The following is a 15,630-nucleotide window of genomic DNA, read 5'->3' on the forward strand; positions in this document are numbered from 1 at the left end:
GGCTCGTGCTTTGCGACCCTTCAGGGAAGAATCTTCCCTGGTCCCGCGTGCCCGCCTTCCGCCGGGAAGGCAGGCGAAACGCGGCACGGACCGGGGCATTCCACGCCCGAGGAGACACGCATGTTACGCGCCCTCTATTCCGGCGCCTCCGGCATGAAAACCCTGTCGCAGGGCATGCAGGCGGTGAGCAACAACCTCGCCAACGTCAATACCGTCGGGTTCAAGCAACAGCAGGCGCTGTTCGAGGACCTGCTCAGCCAGTACGCGGGCACGGGCAACTCCGCCACCACGTCCATCAGCCAGGTGGGCCTTGGCTCGAACCTGACCACCATCCGCACCGCGTATGGGCAGGGGCCGTATGAGTCGGGCACCGACATCACCGACCTGTCCATCAACGGCAAGGGGTTCTTTCAGGTTACCCTGGGCAGCGACGTCCACTACACGCGCGCGGGCAACTTCCGGTTCGACAAGGACGGCAACCTGGTGGACCCCAACGGCTACGTGCTCACCGGGCGGGCCATCACCGACGGCGTGGAGGGCGCGACGGGGCCAATCAGCCTGCCGCCGGGGGCAAACGGGCGCAACGTCATGGCTCCCAGGGCCACCACGTCCATCACGGCCCTGAACAACCTGGGTTCGGGCGACAAGTCGTCCGACGCGGCCAACCCCTACTTCTCGCTGCTTTCCAAGTGGAACGGCACGTCGGACACGCCCCTGGGCGATTCCGCCTACAACTACAAGCAGACCATCAAGATCTACGACGCATCGGGCACTGCGCACGACGTGAACGTGTATTTCGACGGCGCGGGGCAAAGCGGCGGCAACAAGTATTTCGAGTTCGTGGTGGCCATGAACCCGGCGCAGGACGGATCGGCCCTGGCGGGCACATCCGGCGCGGGGCTGCTGATGTCCGGCACGCTCACCTTCAATTCCGCCGGGCAGTTGGTGAACATGTCCGCCTACACGCCCACCGGCACGGACGCCACCAACCTCAGCAACTGGGCTCCGGCCTCGTTCGGGGCGGACGGCCTGCCGCAGTTCTCGGCCACCTTCGCCAGCGGCGGGGGCACGCAACTGATCAGCCTGGATCTCGGCCTGTCCTCGTCCACCGGCACGTGGACGGCGGGCGCGGCCACCCCGGCAGCGGTGGGGTCCAATGCCTCCGCCCTGATGGGCATGGGCGGGGCCACCCTGGCCTCGGCCAGCACCACGGCCTATGGGGGCAGTTCGTCCGAGCTGCGCTCGAAGCAGAATGGCTACGCGGAAGGATTTCTGGCCAGCCTGGACATCAGTTCGGACGGCACGGTCATCGGGCGCTACAGCAACGGCCAGAACGATGAACTGTACCGCGTCACCCTGTACCGCTTCACCAGCGAGGACGGCTTGCGCCGCGAGGGGATGAACCACTTTTCGGCCACCAAGGATTCCGGCGCGGCGGAAGAGGGCCTGCCCGACACCGAGAACTTCGGCACCGTGGCAGCCAAGACGCTGGAGCAGTCCAACGTGTCCATGGAGCGCGAGTTCGTGAACATGATCCTCTACCAGCGCGGTTTCCAGACCAACTCCAAGTCGATCATGACCGCCGACTCCATGATCCAGAAGGCGCTGGAACTGAAGCGCACGTAGGGGCCGAACGGCACTGGCATGAGAAAGGCCGCTCCTTTAGGGGGGCGGCCTTTTCGTTGCGGCAGGGGGGGGCGCGCGGCGCGCTAGCCCCCCGCGTCGGGTTCCGGCGCGGCGTCGCTGCGCCGGGTCGCGCCCTTGCCCTGCGACAGCAGCACGCCCACCAGCACCAGTGCGGAGGCCGCGTACTGCTGCGGGGTCAGTTCGTCGCCCAGCAGCACCCGGCCCATGAGCAGGGTGATCACCGGAATCAGGTTGATGAACGCCGAGGCCTGCCCGGCGGGCAGGCGGCTGACGCCGAAATTGTACAGCCCGTATGCCCCCAGCGAGATACATGTGCCAAGGTACACCACGGACAGCGTGGGCAGGATCGGAAAGGCGTCCGGCAGGTGCGTGGTGGGCAGGAACAGCAGCGGCAGAAAGAACGCGCTGCCCGCCAGGGACTGCACGGCGGTGATGAACAGCGGGGGGTAGGTGGCGGACAGCTTCTTGGCGTTGATGACGTACCCGGTGGCGCTGACCATGGCGCACAGTTCCAGCAGGTTGCCCAGCAGCGGATTGGGGGCGTTTTCGCTGCTGGCACCGCCCAGGCTCAACCAGACCACCCCGGCGATGGCCAGGCCGAAGCCGCACCACACCCGGCGGGCCAACCGTTCGCCCAGCATGAACCACGCGGCCACGGCCACGCACAGGGGCATCACCGATACGATCATGCCGGCCTGCGAGGCAGAGGTGTACCGCAGGGCATACGCCTCGAACACGAAATACAGGCAGGGCTCGCAAAGGGCCATGGCTCCCAGGCGCTTCCAGTCGCCCTTGCGGTAGCGCACGTGGCGGAAGTTGCGCCACAGGGCCAGGAACACCGCCGATGAAATGCCCATGCGCCCGAAGACAACCACCATGGGGTCATACCCTTCCAGGGCCACCTTCATGGCGATGAACGAACTGCTCCACAGCAGCATGGCCAACAACAGGGCCAGCGTGGCCGGGGAGGCGGTGGGGATGCGGGGTGCGGGCATGTGCGTTTCTGGGGACGAGGTGTGTGGGGCGGGCGGTGGGCGCACACTAGACGCGCGCCCCCCGCGTGTCCACTGGCACGGGTTGGAGCGGCGCTTCTTCGGGACGGGGGGGCGCAGGGCCGGGCAGGAAGGGAGGCGAAGACATGGAAAGGCACGCGCAGGCCCGCCACCGATGCGGGGAACGCGCGGCGAAACCCGCCATTCGCGCGCTGGCTGAAGTGTACCTGTGCGACCGTTTTCCGCAATGACGACGCCCCGGCGGCAGGTGCCGTCGGGGCGTCGGAAACGTCATGCGTGGCCGACAAGGCGGCGAGCACGAAAGAAGCCGGGGGCGCGGCGCAAGGTCCGCCAGGTGCTACGCCGGTTTGCGGCGCTTCTCCCACAGCTTCATGTCCTTCATCTTCTTGCGGCGCTCGCGCTGCAGCGACTTGCAAACCAGCGGCATGTCCTTGCGGTAGCCGTACTTGTCCCGGTAGCTGTCGGGCGTGAGGTCGTGCGAGGCCAGATGCTTGCGGGTCAGGATCTTGAAGGTCTTTCCACATTCCAGGCAGGTGATGGACTTTTCCTTCAGCGCCTTCGTGGCGTCGGGCAGGGGAGCCTCTGGGGCGGCCTGTTCATCGGCGGGACCGCCCTCGCTGATCTGGCGGATGGCCTGCGCGAGTTTCTGCACCATGGAGCTGATCTCTTCCTCGGCCATGGTGCGAACGCTGGCCTGCGCCTTCACGATGTCGAGGGCCTGCTTGAGATATTCTTCCATTTCGGTACTCCTTTGTGGTGGCGGAGGCGCAACATGGCCGATGGGGCCACGGCGGCCGACATCGTCGCACTCCGTATGCGGGGCGTGGCGCACGCCGCTGCATGGGCCGCCGTGAAACCGGGGTACATCATGCGCGGTCAAGGCCGCAATGCGCATGTGCACTGCATTAGCACCTCTTGTGGCGTAATTCCATTATTTTCTTGCATGCAACAAGATGTACCGGCGGGTGCATGGCCGAATGAAAAAACGCAACACCGCTCCCGACATGGCCAGGGAGCGGTGAAACGGCTGTGCGCGGTCCGCAGGTGGGCTGCACGCGCAGTGCATGTGCATGCGGAAAAAGGCGGGGCGTCCTGTGTGACGCCGGATGTGCGGTTGCGCACTCCGGCCGGGCGTCATGAACGGCCGGGCTTCGGCGTATCCCAGGCGTTGCGTTTGATGCGCAGGAAGTCGTCGCCTTCGCCGGGGTACACCCTGCGGTCGGCGGCGGGGGTGGGCGCGGTTACGGGCGGCCAGTGGCCGGGCACGGGGTCCGGGCCCTCCATGGCGGCGGGCGCGGGGTGGGTGTCGGTCATGCGGGGGGCGGCGCGCACGTCCACGCCGGGCGCCGGGGCGGAAAATTCTATGGCAAGGCCGTTGGGGTCGAAACTGTACAGCGAATGGATGAAGCCGTGGTTCACCAGTTCGGAACACCAGAATCCGGCGGCTTCCAGCCTGTCCTTCAGTTCCCACAGGTCGTCGTCCGAGGCCACGCCCACGGACACATGGTCGAACACCACGGCCCCGCGCACGGGCGCGCCGTGGTCCTTTTCCTCCACCGGGGTCACGCCGTCCCACTCGAAGAAGGCGATCATGTCGGTGGGCGATACCTCGAAAAAATACTGGCGGTATCCGGGGTGGCCAAGCCCCGCCACGATGCGCATGCCGAGCAGGTCGCGCCAGAAGCGCACGGTGGTCTCCATGTCGCCGGTGACCATGGCGAGGTGGTTGAAGCCGGTGTAGCGGGGCATTGGTGCTCCTGACGCGGTTGAACGGCGTGCGGGTGGGCTAGGGGGCGGGCAGCGCATCCAGCGCCCGCAGGATGATGTCCAGCGGGGGGCGCTTGTTGATGTCCGAGACGTGAATGTGCCGGATGACGCCCTGCCTGTCGATGACGAACAGGGCGCGCTCCGCCATGCCGTCGCCGCGCAGCACCCCGTAGGACGCGGCCACGGCCCCGTGCGGCCAGAAGTCGGACAGCACCGGAAACCACAGCCCGGCAGGGTCGCCGGGTGCGGCGGCGGAAGACGCCCGCGCCTTGCCTGGCGGCGGTGAGGCCTGCGGGCCGCTGCTGCCTGCGTCATGCCCGGTGTCGGCGCCGGGTGAGTTCTCGACCATTTCGCGGGTCCAGGCGTACAGCGAGGGCAGGTTGTCGGTGGTGATGCCCAGCAGCACCGCGCCGCGCCGTTCGAATTCCTCGCGGGCGATGTTGTAGCCAGGCCACTGCCCGGAACAGACCGGCGTGAACGCGGCGGGCACAAACGAAAGGACCACCGCGCGCTTGCCGCGGTAGTCGGACAGCCGGACCATGCCATCGCCAGGGCTGCCGCCCTGCACGGCCAAAGCGGCCGGAGAGGGCAGCGCGGGCAGGGCGAAGTCGGGCGCGGGGTCGCCCACGGCCACCTTCAGCGCGCTGTCCACGGGCTTGCGGGGCGCTTCCTGATACAGCAGATCCTGGAGCCCCGCTGCGGGGCAGGCGGCAGGCGCAGCCCCCAGCAGGGCGAGAAGGGCCAACGCGAACAGCAGGGCGCGCGGCAGCGTCCCGGTGATGATCCGGGTGACGGCCAGTGTCCGGATGGCAGCCTGAGCCAGGGTGATGGCCAGCCCTCGGACCGGGCGTGGCCCGGTGCTGGTCGGCGCGGTGAATTCTTTTCCGTTCATGTCGGCTACCTCGCGTGGGTCCGTCTTGTTCGGCTGCATCGGGTGGTCTGGCGGTGTCAGTTGGCGCGCTTCGCGATGGCGGCAAGCTCGTCCAGGAAGGACTGTGGCGAGGCCATGCGCCCGGTGCGCGAAAACAGCGTGGCCGGTGCCGTGCGGTTTTTCAGCGAAACCAGGAAGAAATGCGGCGTTCCGGGTTCGCCCACCTGTTCATGCACGGCCAGGTCCGGGTCGGCGAACAGGGGAATGGTCACCCCGTAACGCTCGCGGAACAGGTCCACCTCCATGCGGGTGTTGCCCGCGCCCACCCCGATGACGGCGATGCGGTCCTTCAGCGGGGACGCGGCCAGCAGTTCGGCGAAGCGGTTCATGTGCGGGGCCTCGCGCTGGCAGTGCGGGCAGTACATGCTGAAAATCTCGATGAGCACCAGCGGTGCCTTGCCCGCGTTCTTCATGCCGGGCGGGCGGATGTCCGAAAGTTTCCACGGCCCCTGGCCGGAAAGGCCCAGCGCGGCCAACTGGTCGGGCGACGCGGCGTTTTCCAGGGGGATGTCCGGAAAAGGGGTGCTGGCTGGTACCGGCTCCGCCAGCGTGGGCGTGGCGCAGGCGGGCAGCAGCGCCAGCAGGGCGGCCAGCAGGATGATGCGCAATAGCGTGGCGGGCTGGGGGGCGGTGTCACGGCAGGGAACAGTGGCTGGCCGGGCGGCGGGCTGGAACGCTTGCGGGGCGTGGTGCGGGTGCATGGCGGTCTCCGGTGCTTGCGGTGCGTACTGCCATAAATCATACAACAGGAATCCGGTTTGCGCAAAGGTGCGGCCCATTGCATCCGGTCCTGCACCGTGCGCAGGGGGCCGCAAACATTGGCATGCCCCCACGGCGGTGCTAGTACATCCGGCAGGAGGCGCACATGACCACCCCTCGTGACAGTTCCGCGGGCGATGCCGCCACGGCGTCCGGCATGCCCGCCGGAGCGCGTACCGACCAGCGCAAGGCGTATCTTTACGGCATCGCCACGGTGGCCATCTGGTCCACGGTGGCCACGGCCTTCAAGCTGGCCCTGCGCCAGTTGGACCCGTTGCAGTTGCTGCTGGTGTCCACAGGGGTTTCGCTGCTGGTGCTGGCCGCCATCCTGCTGTGCCGTCACGGCGCGCGGGGGGTTGCCCGCGAACTGGCTGCCGTGCCCCGGCGAGAGCTGCTGCGCGCCGGGTTGCTGGGCGTGCTGAACCCCTTCGTCTACTACATCGTGCTGTTCAAGGCGTATGCCCTGCTGCCCGCGCAGGTGGCCCAGCCGGTGAACTACACCTGGGCCATCACCCTGACGCTGCTGTCCGTGCCGCTGCTGGGGCACAGGGTGACCCGGCGCGAGTTGCTGGCCGTGGCGGTGAGCTATGCGGGGGTGGTGGTCATCGCCACGCGGGGCGACGTGGCCGCGCTGGCCGGGGGCAACGTGGGGGGCGTGGCGCTGGCGCTGGTGAGCACGGTGATCTGGGCGCTCTACTGGATCGGCAATGCGCGCAGCCCGCTGGAGCCGGTGCTGGGGCTGTTCTGCAATTTCGCGGCGGGGCTGCCGCTGGTGCTGGCGGCCACGTGCATTTTTTCGACGTTGCCGTTCCGGGCGGAGTTGGGGCAGGGGCTTGCCGCCGCCGCGTACGTGGGCGCGTTCGAGATGGGCATTGCCTTCGTGTTCTGGCTGAAGGCCATGCGGTTGACGGAGTCGGCGGCGCGCATCGGCAACCTGATCTTCTTTTCGCCGTTTCTGTCGCTGGTGTTCATTGCGCTGCTGCTGGGCGAGCGGATATTGCCCACCACGCTGGCGGGGTTGGTGCTCATCGTGGCGGGCAACCTGCTGCAACGCCGGGGGTAGCGCCGGGCGGATTGAGAAGGCAGGGGGAGGCGGCGCAGGCCCTGCAACGCCGGGAAGGCGACGCAAAAACAGCCTTTTTCCCGCTGGCGTCGTCAGTGCGCGTTTCGCCTTGGTCGAGTATGCATATACACTCCCTGCGGCGAAACGCGCCCTTCCTCGCCAGCGGAAAAAACTCTTATTTTCACGCCGCCCTCCCGACACCAGCCCCCCGTGCGCGCAAGGTCGCGCACGGGTTTAAAGGAAGGGGATCGGGATAGCATCGGGGTGTAGGGAAAGGGAACAGGGCAGGATTGGGAAACCCCTGCCGGGGATACCACTTGCCTTTTGGGTGGCGGGCAACGACAACGCCCCGTGCGTAGAAGCATATGCCGCCGGACTTTGGCGGCGGCATATGCGTCGCAACGGGGGCGTCGGGAAGTCTCCCGAGTGGCGGTGTGGCTGCGGGAGCTTCGCGCACATGCGCATTCCGCCGGACAGATCGCCCGAAGGCGCTGTGCGCCGCAGGGAAGCTGACCGGCGAGAGAATGCGGTGCATGAGGACACGGGGTTCCAAGGGGCGGAGCCCCTGGAACGCGGGGGTACAGGGGGTGTTCGTTGCAACCCCCCCTGTCCGCCGGAGGCATAACGAAATCGAGCGTGTTCAAAGGGGCTGGCGTGTCTTCGTAGAAGCCGCATCCAACAAGGCACTACGCCGTTCCACCTCCACCCATCGGCGCGTCGCGCCTACCCCTCCAACCCCATTCCCTTCTCCATCACCCGCCCGGACAGCGTGGTCTCGTACCCGCCCATTTCTTCCACCCGTTTCAGGAATTGCCTGTCCCGCAGCAGCGCCAGCACGGCCTGCACCCGCGCGTCCTCCATGTGCCCGACGGGGATGACCAGGTCGTACCGCTCGCGCGCCAGCGGCACGAAGTCCAGCCCCAGCGCCCGCGCGGCGGCGTGGATGCCCAGGCCGCAGTCGGCCGCGCCGGTCAGCACGTTCACGGCCACGGCCATGTGGGTGTGCTCTTCCTTGTCGTACCCTTGCACCCGCGAGGGGGCGATGCCCGCCTGCCCCAGATGCCAGTCGAGCAGGATGCGCGTGCCCGCGCCGCGCTGGCGGTTGATGAACCGCACGTCGCTGCGCGCCAGGTCTTCCACGCCGTGGATATGCTTGGGGTTGCCCTTGCCCACGATGAGACCCTGATGCCGGATGGCCAGATTCACCACCCGCACCTCCATGTCGGGCAGGTACTTGGCCAGGAACGGGAAGTTGAAGTCACCGGTTTCCGGGTCGAACAGGTGCGCCCCCGCGAAATGGCACGAGCCGCCGCGCAGCGCGGTGATGCCGCCCATGCTGCCCACGTGGGTGGAGACGAGCCGGAACGGCCGCTCGCCGCCCATCAGTTCGTCGGCCAGCAGGTCCAGGGTGTTGTCGTGGCTGCCCACGCAGACCAGAATGGAGTCCAGCACCGCCTCGGGCACGGTCAGCCGTGCGCGCAGCACGTCGTGCTCGGCCGCGCCCTCGGACAGGGCGGGCACGCGGGCCACGGCCTGGGCGCGCGACAGGGTGGTGATGTTGCCCGCGCCGCGCCCCAGCGGCGTGCCCACCAGGCGGTTGCCCACGCGTCCCACGGCCAGGCGCACGAATTCCTCCACCCCCAGCTTGGAGGGCACCTTGCGCGTCAGGTGCACGTCGGCGGATGGGCGGTCGGCGGGCACGGTGCGGCCCATCCAGGCCACCAGCGGGGCCACCAACTCGTCGAAGCAGACCACCGCGCTGACGGGGTAGCCGGGCGCGCCCACCACCAGCCGCCCGCGACATTCGCCAAGCAGCGAAGGCTTGCCGGGCATGGCCTGGATGCCGTGCACCAGCACCCGCCCTTCCGATTCGATGATCTGGCGGGTGAAATCCTTGCTGCCGGCGGACGAGCCCGCGCACAGCACGGTGACGTGCAAGCCGTCCTCCAGGCTGCGGGCCAGCGCCGCGCGCAGGGCCTCCGGGTTGTCCGGCACCGGGGGGATGCGCTCCACCATGCAGCCCATGTCGCGGGCCATGGCCGACAGCACCTGCGAGTTGGATTCCACCACCTGCCCCGCGCCCGGTTCCGGCCGGGTGGTGAAATCGAGCACCTCGTCGCCGGTGGGGATGATGCGCATGCGCACCCGTTCCCACACCTTCACCTCCCAGATGCCGCCGGAGAGCAGCGCGCCCACGTCGCAGGCGGCCAGCCGGTGGTTGCGCGGGAACAGCAGTTCGGTGGCCACGATGTCCTCGCCGATGCGCCGCACATGCTGCCACGGAAAGGCCGGGGCCTCGATTTCCACGGTGTCCGCGTCCAGTTGGGCCACGTGCTCGATCATCACCACGGCGTCGCACCCTTCGGGCATGGGGTGCCCGGTGTTGACCGGGTGGTAGGTTTCGCCCCGGCGCAGGGCCACGGGGCTGCCCTCGCGCGCGGCAAAGGTGTCGGCCGCGCGCACGGCAATGCCGTCCATGGCCGCGCTGTGCATGGTGGGCGAGGAATAGCGCGCGTACACCGCCTCGGACAGCACCCGTCCGGCGGCCTCGTGCGAGCCCACGGTTTCGGCGTGGACCAGCGCGGCGCGGTCCAGCGCGGCGCGGGCGCGGTCCACGGCCTCCGCGATGGGCAGGGTTTCGAGGTAGATGTTGCGGGTGGACACGGTGGCGGAGGTATCGGGATGGGACATGGCGTGCCTCTTGGTGCTGACGGTGTGCGCGCGGTGCGGTGAGGTGCGGTGTGGTGCCAACTGGTTACGGGCGGTTACGGTTCCATATCCTGCCGGTGGCGGCGGTACAAGCCGCGGAACTGATCATAGGACAGTCCCAGCAGTTCGGCCGCCACGCGGCGGTTGTGCCGGGCGCGGGCCAGGGCGGCGCGCAGGGCGGAAAGCTCCAGTTGGCGCACGGCCTCTGGCAGGGGCACGCTGGGCAGGAGTGATTCCGGATGCGGCGCGCCGGTGTGGACGGGGAGGAGACTGCCCGGCGCGGCGGCTGGCGGCGTGGCTTCGCGCGGGGGAAAGGCCGCGCCATCGGGCGGTACGGTGCCGGGACCGCGCCTTGGCCCGGCACCGTCCGCCATGGCCCCCGTGGAGGGTGGGGGCTGCGCGGCCGGGGCGGGATGGGGGACTGCCGGTCCCGTCCGCCACGGCCGCGCGAAAGGATCAAGGTCGAAATGCTCGATGCGCGGGGCGCGGCCCGTCGGTCTCGTGCTGCCTCGCCGTACATCGCCCGCCCGCATGCCGCCGCCAGCCAGCCGGGCCACGGCCCGTTCCACCGCGTTGCGCAGTTCGCGCACGTTGCCCGGCCAGGGGTGGGCCAGCAGTTGGGCCAAGGCGGCGGGGGCCAGGCCCGGCGTTTCCGGCAGGTCCAGTTCCGCCGCCATGCTGGCCGCGAAGTGGCGGGCCAGCAGCGCCACGTCGTCGCCGCGCTCGCGCAGGGGCGGCGCGGCCAGCACCTCGAAGCTCAGGCGGTCCAGCAGGTCGGCGCGAAAGCGCCCCTGCGCCACCATGGCGGGCAGGTCTGCGTTGGTGGCGGCCACCACGCGCACGTCCACCCGCACAGGTTGCGTGCCGCCCACCCGTTCCAGCATGCCGTATTCCACCACGCGCAGCAGCTTGTCCTGCACCCCGGCGGGGATGTTGCCCACCTCGTCCAGGAACAGCGTGCCGCCGTCGGCCCGCTCGAAACGCCCGGCCCGGCGCGCCCCGGCCCCGGTGAAGGCCCCGGCCTCGTGGCCGAACAACTCGGCCTCGGCCAGGCTGGGGGCCAGCGCCGCGCAATCCAGCACCACCAGCGGCCCCTGCCAGCGCGGGGAAAGATAGTGCAGCCGCGCGGCGGCCAGTTCCTTGCCGGTGCCGCGCTCGCCGACCAGCAGCACGGGCCGTTCCACGCGCGCCACGCGCGAAAGCGCCTCCTGAAAGGCGAGAAAGGCGTCCGACTGACCGATGGCCTCGGCCAGCGCGGGCGACGCGGCGGCAGTGCGCGTGCGATCGTGCATGGGAAGTTCAACCATATTTTGGTGATTTTCGCCAGCAATTGGTGTAAATGCATTTTTGCGGGCGGTGCGCGCCGCCCGGCATGTTGAGGTCATTCCCAGTGATTGCTCATGGTTGCCTCCTGCGGGTGGGCTGGCACGGTTGCTGCTTTCCCGCAGGCACCAAGGCACGACGCACCGCAGGAGGCGATCATGGGTATCTTTTCGCGATTCAAGGACATCGTCAGTTCCAACATCAGCGCCATGCTGGACAAGGCCGAGGACCCGGAAAAGCTGGTCCGGCTGATGATCCGCGAGATGGAGGAAACGCTGGTGGAACTGAAGGCCGGGTGCGCCGCCAGCATGGCCGAGGCGCGCCGGGTGCGCCGCGAACTGGACGGCGTGCTGGACCAGGTGGACCGCTGGGACCGCCGGGCCGAACTGGCCGTGGCCTCCGGCCGCGAAGACCTTGCGCGCGAGGCGCTGCTGGAACGCCGCCGCGAGAACGAACGCGCCGACGCGCTGCGCCGCGAACTGGACGAGATCGACGCGCTGGTGGCCCGCACGCAGGGCGACATGGACGTGCTGGACGAGAAGCTGGCCGCGGCGCGCGAGAAGCAGCGCATGCTGGTGCAGCGCCACGTGCACGCCCGGGTGCGCCGCCAGGCCCGCGAGGACGTGCGCCGCGCCGCCTCGCTGGAGGTGATGCACCGGTTCGAGGAACTGGAGCGCCGCGTGGAGCACATGGAGGCCGAGGCCGACGCCGTGCGCATGCCCTCGGGCGGCCGCAATGGTCTGGATGCCGCCTTCGCGGACCTGGAAACGCACGACGAATTGGAGCGCGAACTGGCCGCCCTGCGCGCCCGCGTGGGCGAGCGCAAGGCAGGTGCCGGCAAGGGCGAAGACGCCCCGCGCCACGGCGAAGTTTCCGGCGCTGCGGAGTAACCGCCTTGCGCCCGCAGGTTGCAGAGGCTAGGCTGGATGCCCGCGCGGCATCGCCTTTGCGGAAACCGGTTGTGCGCCGACCCGCATTGGGCCGCGCTGCCCGCGCCACTTGCGCCGCGCGTGTTGACGTCCGCGATTCCATCCGGGCTTGCCACCCCGCTGTCCGCGCCATGGGCCACGCCCCGGCGCACGGCAGCACGACAGTTCGAGGCCACGCATGCATGAGCCGTACATGTTCGAGGAAATGTTCGCCGTCATGGCGCAATTGGGGCCGGTCATGATGTTCTGGTTCATGGTGCTGCCCGCGCTGGTGGCCGTGCTGTTGCTGGCCATCCTGTACCGCCTGCTGCGCACCCGCGAGGGGGCCACCCCGGCCCACGACGACGAGGCCCGGATGATCCAGGAGATGTACCGGGCCATGGGCCGCATGGAGGAGCGGGTGGAGGCGCTGGAAACGCTGCTGCTCGACCCCGACGGCACGGCGGGGCGTGGCCGGTCCGGTGAGCGCGCCGCGCCGCGCGGGCCGGGGAGGGAATGACCATGAGCGAATACGGCGACAGGTTCGACGGGCGCTCCGGCCGGGGCCGGAGCGGGCGGCATTGCCCGAACGGGCATGACCGGCATGACCGGCAGGACCGTGACGGGCGCGGATTCGACCGTGACGGCGGGTGTCGGGCCGGGTGGCAGGGCGATGGTTTTCGCCGCGACGGCACCCATCAGGAAGACGCCTGGGACGGCCTGCGCGGCGGGCGCGATGCCGGACCGCGCACCCTGTACCGCGCCCGTGACGGCAAGCTGATGGGGGTGTGTAAAGGGCTTGCGCAACATTTCGGAATGTCGGTATTCATGGTGCGCGCGCTGTTCGTGGCGGCGGCCCTGTTCACCGGGTTCTGGCCCGTGGTGGGGCTGTACGTGCTGGCCGGGCTGGTGATGAAGCCGCGCCCGGTGCTGCAACCGGCCGACGCGGGCGAGCGTGACTTCTACGGCAGCTACGTGTCCTCGCGGGCCGAGGCGCTGCGCAGGCTGAAGGAGAAGTTCGACCGGCTGGAAGGCCGCATCCGCCGCATGGAGGATGTGGTCACGAGACGGGATTTCGACTGGGACCGCAGGTTTGGCGCACAGCGATAGCGCCGGGCGCGGGAAAGGCGGAAACGCGAGAGGCGTTGCCGCGCAGGACTCCGCGCGGGCCGGACGGTTCCGGACACCATAGTCCTTCGGGATGGAGAGGCGTCTCCGGACGGGGGCGAGGACGAACGTTCTCGCTCCCGTCGTATTTTTGGGGCGAATGGGTGCTGTGCCTTGTTGGACACGGCCTCTACGAAGGCAGTCGTGCGCTGTTGGCCACGCTCGATCTCGTTATGCCTCCGGCGGGCAAGGGGCCGCAGAGCGGCGGCCCCTTGCATCCCCGCGCTCCGGGGGGCGCTGCCCCCCTGGTCCCCCCCAACGTATCCTGCGCCGCATTCTGACGCCGGGCAGCTTCCCTGCGGCGCTGGCGCGCCTCGGGCGATCTGCCCGTCTGAATGCGATGCGCACAAGGCTCCCGGCGCATTGGCGTAGCTGCGGTGCCTTTATTCCCATTCATCCCGCACCGCATTCCTGTGCCGGGCAGCTTCCCTTCGGCGCAAGGCGCCTTCGGGTGATCTGCCCGGCGGAATGCGCATGTGCGCAAGGCTCTCGTCGGTCTGGCCGAGCGAGTGTCCCCTTTCCACACATTGTTTGCGGTACGCATCCGCGACGCCGAAGCTTCCGCCTCGCGAGCCCTCGGCGGTGATCTTCGGCTGCGGACGCGTATCGCCGCACACAGGTAGCCCTCACCTCAACGAGACGAGTTGTGCTTTCGACAGTGGCAGGTTCTCTTTACTGCACGAATTCGGCACGGGTGGCATCTAACGCCGTGACTCGCCGGTCAAAGGAACGTGACACGCGTCGCAACGAGGTCGGTGGAATGGCTCAGAAAGTGAAGCCAAGGCTGCGGGAGAGAGGGGCACATCGCATTCCCATCGCCAGATCACCCGAAGGCGCGAAGCGCCGCAGGGAAGCTGCCCGGCGTCAGAATGCGGCGCAGGATACGCCGGGGTTCCAAGTGGCGGAGCCCCTGGAGCGCTGGGATGCAAGGGGCCATCGCTCAATGGCCCCTTGCCCGCCGGAGGCATAGCGAAATCGAGCGAGTTCAACCGCGCGCGACTGTCTTCGTGGAAGCCGCGTCCAACAGGGCGCGCCACCGCTCCCCACCCGCCGGAGGCATAGCGAAATCGAGCGTGTTCAAAAGGGCTGGCGTGCCTTCGTAGAAAACGTGTTCAACGAGGCACGCCAGCCGTTACTTCTTATGCAGGGCACGTCCGACAGGGCATTACACCCGCTCCGCCACCAGATTCCCCATGCTCACGGTGCCCACCAGCGTCTTGCCTTCCTCCATGATGTCGCCGGTGCGGTACCCTTCGCGCAGCACGCCGCTGACGGCCTGCTCGATGGCCACGGCTTCCTTCTCCAGGCCGAAGGTGTAGCGCAGCATCATGGCCACGGACAGAATGGTGGCCACGGGGTTGGCCTTGTTCTGCCCGGCGATGTCCGGGGCGGAACCGTGGATGGGCTCGAAGATGCCGGGGCCGCTGGCCCCCAGCGAGGCCGAGGGCAGCATGCCGATGGACCCGGTGATCACCGCCGCCTCGTCGGACAGGATGTCACCGAACAGGTTCTCGGTGACGATGACGTCGAACTGGGCGGGCCAGCGCACCAGCTGCATGGCCGCGTTGTCCACGTACATGTGGGTCAGCTCCACGTCGGGGTATTCCTTGGCCACCTCGATAACCACGGCGCGCCACAGGCGCGACACGGCCAGCACGTTGGCCTTGTCCACCGAGCAGACCTTCTTGCTGCGCTTGCGGGCCGCCTCGAAGGCCACGCGGGCGATGCGGCGCACTTCTTCTTCATTGTAGATCATGGTGTTGTAACTGGTGCGCAGGCCGTCGCGCAGTTCTTCCTCGCACACCGGCTCGCCGAAGTAGACGCCGCCGGTCAGCTCGCGCACCACCATCACGTCCAGGCCCTGCGCGGCGATGTCGGCGCGCAGCAGGCAGGCCCCGGCCAGTTCGGGCAGCAGGGTGGCCGGGCGCAGGTTGGCGAACAGCCCCAGCGCCTTGCGGATGCCCAGCAGCCCCTTTTCCGGGCGGATGGCGGTGGGCAGCGTGTCCCACTTGGGGCCGCCCACGGCGCCCAGCAGCACGGCGTCGGCCGCCTTGCACGCGGCCACGGTGTCGTCCGGCAGGGGCCCGCCCGTGGCGTCGATGGCCGCGCCGCCGATGAGCGCGTTGGTGTAGCTGACGGTGTGGCCGAACTTCTTCGCCACCTTGTCCAGTACCTTCACGGCCTGTTCCACGATTTCCGGGCCGATGCCGTCGCCCGGCATCAGGCAGATCTTCATGTCCATCTGGATATCCCTTTTCGATGACCGATGCGCGCTATGGGTGGTGCGGCGGCGGGACGGTGGTCCGGCCCGCCGCCGGAATGGTCAGGATTGGCTTCTTTCGC

Annotated in this window: 13 protein-coding genes; 5 read left to right on the forward strand and 8 right to left on the reverse strand. The window is 68.7% G+C overall.

All coding sequences use genetic code 11. The annotated features are described in order from the left end of the window. Window positions 1-120 precede the first annotated feature (120 nt). Complete coding sequence (locus RVX_RS02820; RefSeq protein WP_116307783.1) at window positions 121-1,626, forward strand: flagellar hook protein FlgE; 1,506 nt, start codon at window positions 121-123, stop codon at window positions 1,624-1,626. 83 nt (window positions 1,627-1,709) lie between these two features. On the opposite strand, the gene RVX_RS02825 is transcribed toward RVX_RS02820, so the two are convergent. The 5 genes from RVX_RS02825 to RVX_RS02845 form a co-directional block, all read right to left on the reverse strand. After that, on the reverse strand, window positions 1,710-2,642 hold the full coding sequence (locus RVX_RS02825) for a DMT family transporter (RefSeq protein ID WP_116307784.1): 933 nt from the start codon (window positions 2,640-2,642) through the stop codon (window positions 1,710-1,712). 355 nt (window positions 2,643-2,997) lie between these two features. Beyond that, complete coding sequence (locus RVX_RS02830; RefSeq protein WP_116307785.1) at window positions 2,998-3,399, reverse strand: MucR family transcriptional regulator; 402 nt, start codon at window positions 3,397-3,399, stop codon at window positions 2,998-3,000. A gap of 395 nt (window positions 3,400-3,794) precedes the next feature. After that, window positions 3,795-4,409: a VOC family protein gene (locus tag RVX_RS02835; RefSeq protein WP_116307786.1), complete on the reverse strand. Its 615-nt coding sequence runs from the start codon at window positions 4,407-4,409 to the stop codon at window positions 3,795-3,797. Window positions 4,410-4,446: 37 nt separating this feature from the next. Next, window positions 4,447-5,319: a redoxin domain-containing protein gene (locus tag RVX_RS02840; RefSeq protein ID WP_116308238.1), complete on the reverse strand. Its 873-nt coding sequence runs from the start codon at window positions 5,317-5,319 to the stop codon at window positions 4,447-4,449. Between the two features lie 56 nt (window positions 5,320-5,375). After that, window positions 5,376-6,059 carry a peroxiredoxin family protein gene (locus RVX_RS02845; protein ID WP_116308239.1) on the reverse strand — a complete coding sequence of 228 codons (684 nt, stop codon included), beginning with the start codon at window positions 6,057-6,059 and terminating at the stop codon, window positions 5,376-5,378. A 164-nt stretch (window positions 6,060-6,223) separates the two neighbouring features. On the opposite strand from RVX_RS02845, the gene RVX_RS02850 reads away from it, so the two are divergent. Further along, on the forward strand, window positions 6,224-7,180 hold the full coding sequence (locus RVX_RS02850) for a DMT family transporter (protein WP_230404852.1): 957 nt from the start codon (window positions 6,224-6,226) through the stop codon (window positions 7,178-7,180). Between the two features lie 723 nt (window positions 7,181-7,903). On the opposite strand, the gene RVX_RS02855 is transcribed toward RVX_RS02850, so the two are convergent. Together RVX_RS02855 and pspF are read right to left on the reverse strand one after the other, a co-directional pair. Next, on the reverse strand, window positions 7,904-9,871 hold the full coding sequence (locus tag RVX_RS02855) for a molybdopterin biosynthesis protein (protein ID WP_116308240.1): 1,968 nt from the start codon (window positions 9,869-9,871) through the stop codon (window positions 7,904-7,906). Window positions 9,872-9,945: 74 nt separating this feature from the next. Then, window positions 9,946-11,181 carry a phage shock protein operon transcriptional activator gene (pspF, locus tag RVX_RS02860; protein WP_116308263.1) on the reverse strand — a complete coding sequence of 412 codons (1,236 nt, stop codon included), beginning with the start codon at window positions 11,179-11,181 and terminating at the stop codon, window positions 9,946-9,948. A 189-nt stretch (window positions 11,182-11,370) separates the two neighbouring features. On the opposite strand from pspF, the gene pspA reads away from it, so the two are divergent. The 3 genes from pspA to pspC all read left to right on the forward strand — a co-directional run bounded on the left by pspA (window position 11,371) and on the right by pspC (window position 13,230). Then, window positions 11,371-12,102 carry a phage shock protein PspA gene (pspA, locus tag RVX_RS02865; RefSeq protein WP_116308241.1) on the forward strand — a complete coding sequence of 244 codons (732 nt, stop codon included), beginning with the start codon at window positions 11,371-11,373 and terminating at the stop codon, window positions 12,100-12,102. Between the two features lie 217 nt (window positions 12,103-12,319). Beyond that, window positions 12,320-12,640, forward strand: a complete 321-nt coding sequence (gene pspB, locus RVX_RS02870) for an envelope stress response membrane protein PspB (protein ID WP_116308242.1) — start codon at window positions 12,320-12,322, stop codon at window positions 12,638-12,640. A gap of 2 nt (window positions 12,641-12,642) precedes the next feature. Beyond that, window positions 12,643-13,230 (forward strand): envelope stress response membrane protein PspC, encoded by a 588-nt coding sequence (gene pspC, locus RVX_RS02875; protein ID WP_216362362.1) that lies wholly within the window; start codon window positions 12,643-12,645, stop codon window positions 13,228-13,230. Window positions 13,231-14,452: 1,222 nt separating this feature from the next. Here the strand turns inward: pspC and leuB are convergent. Next, the gene (gene leuB, locus RVX_RS02880) at window positions 14,453-15,529 is read right to left on the reverse strand and encodes a 3-isopropylmalate dehydrogenase (protein ID WP_007524715.1); all 1,077 of its coding nucleotides are present in this window, start codon (window positions 15,527-15,529) and stop codon (window positions 14,453-14,455) included. Window positions 15,530-15,630: the final 101 nt, after the last annotated feature.

It is taken from the genome of Nitratidesulfovibrio sp. HK-II (genome assembly GCF_003402415.2).
Lineage (GTDB): Bacteria > Desulfobacterota > Desulfovibrionia > Desulfovibrionales > Desulfovibrionaceae > Cupidesulfovibrio.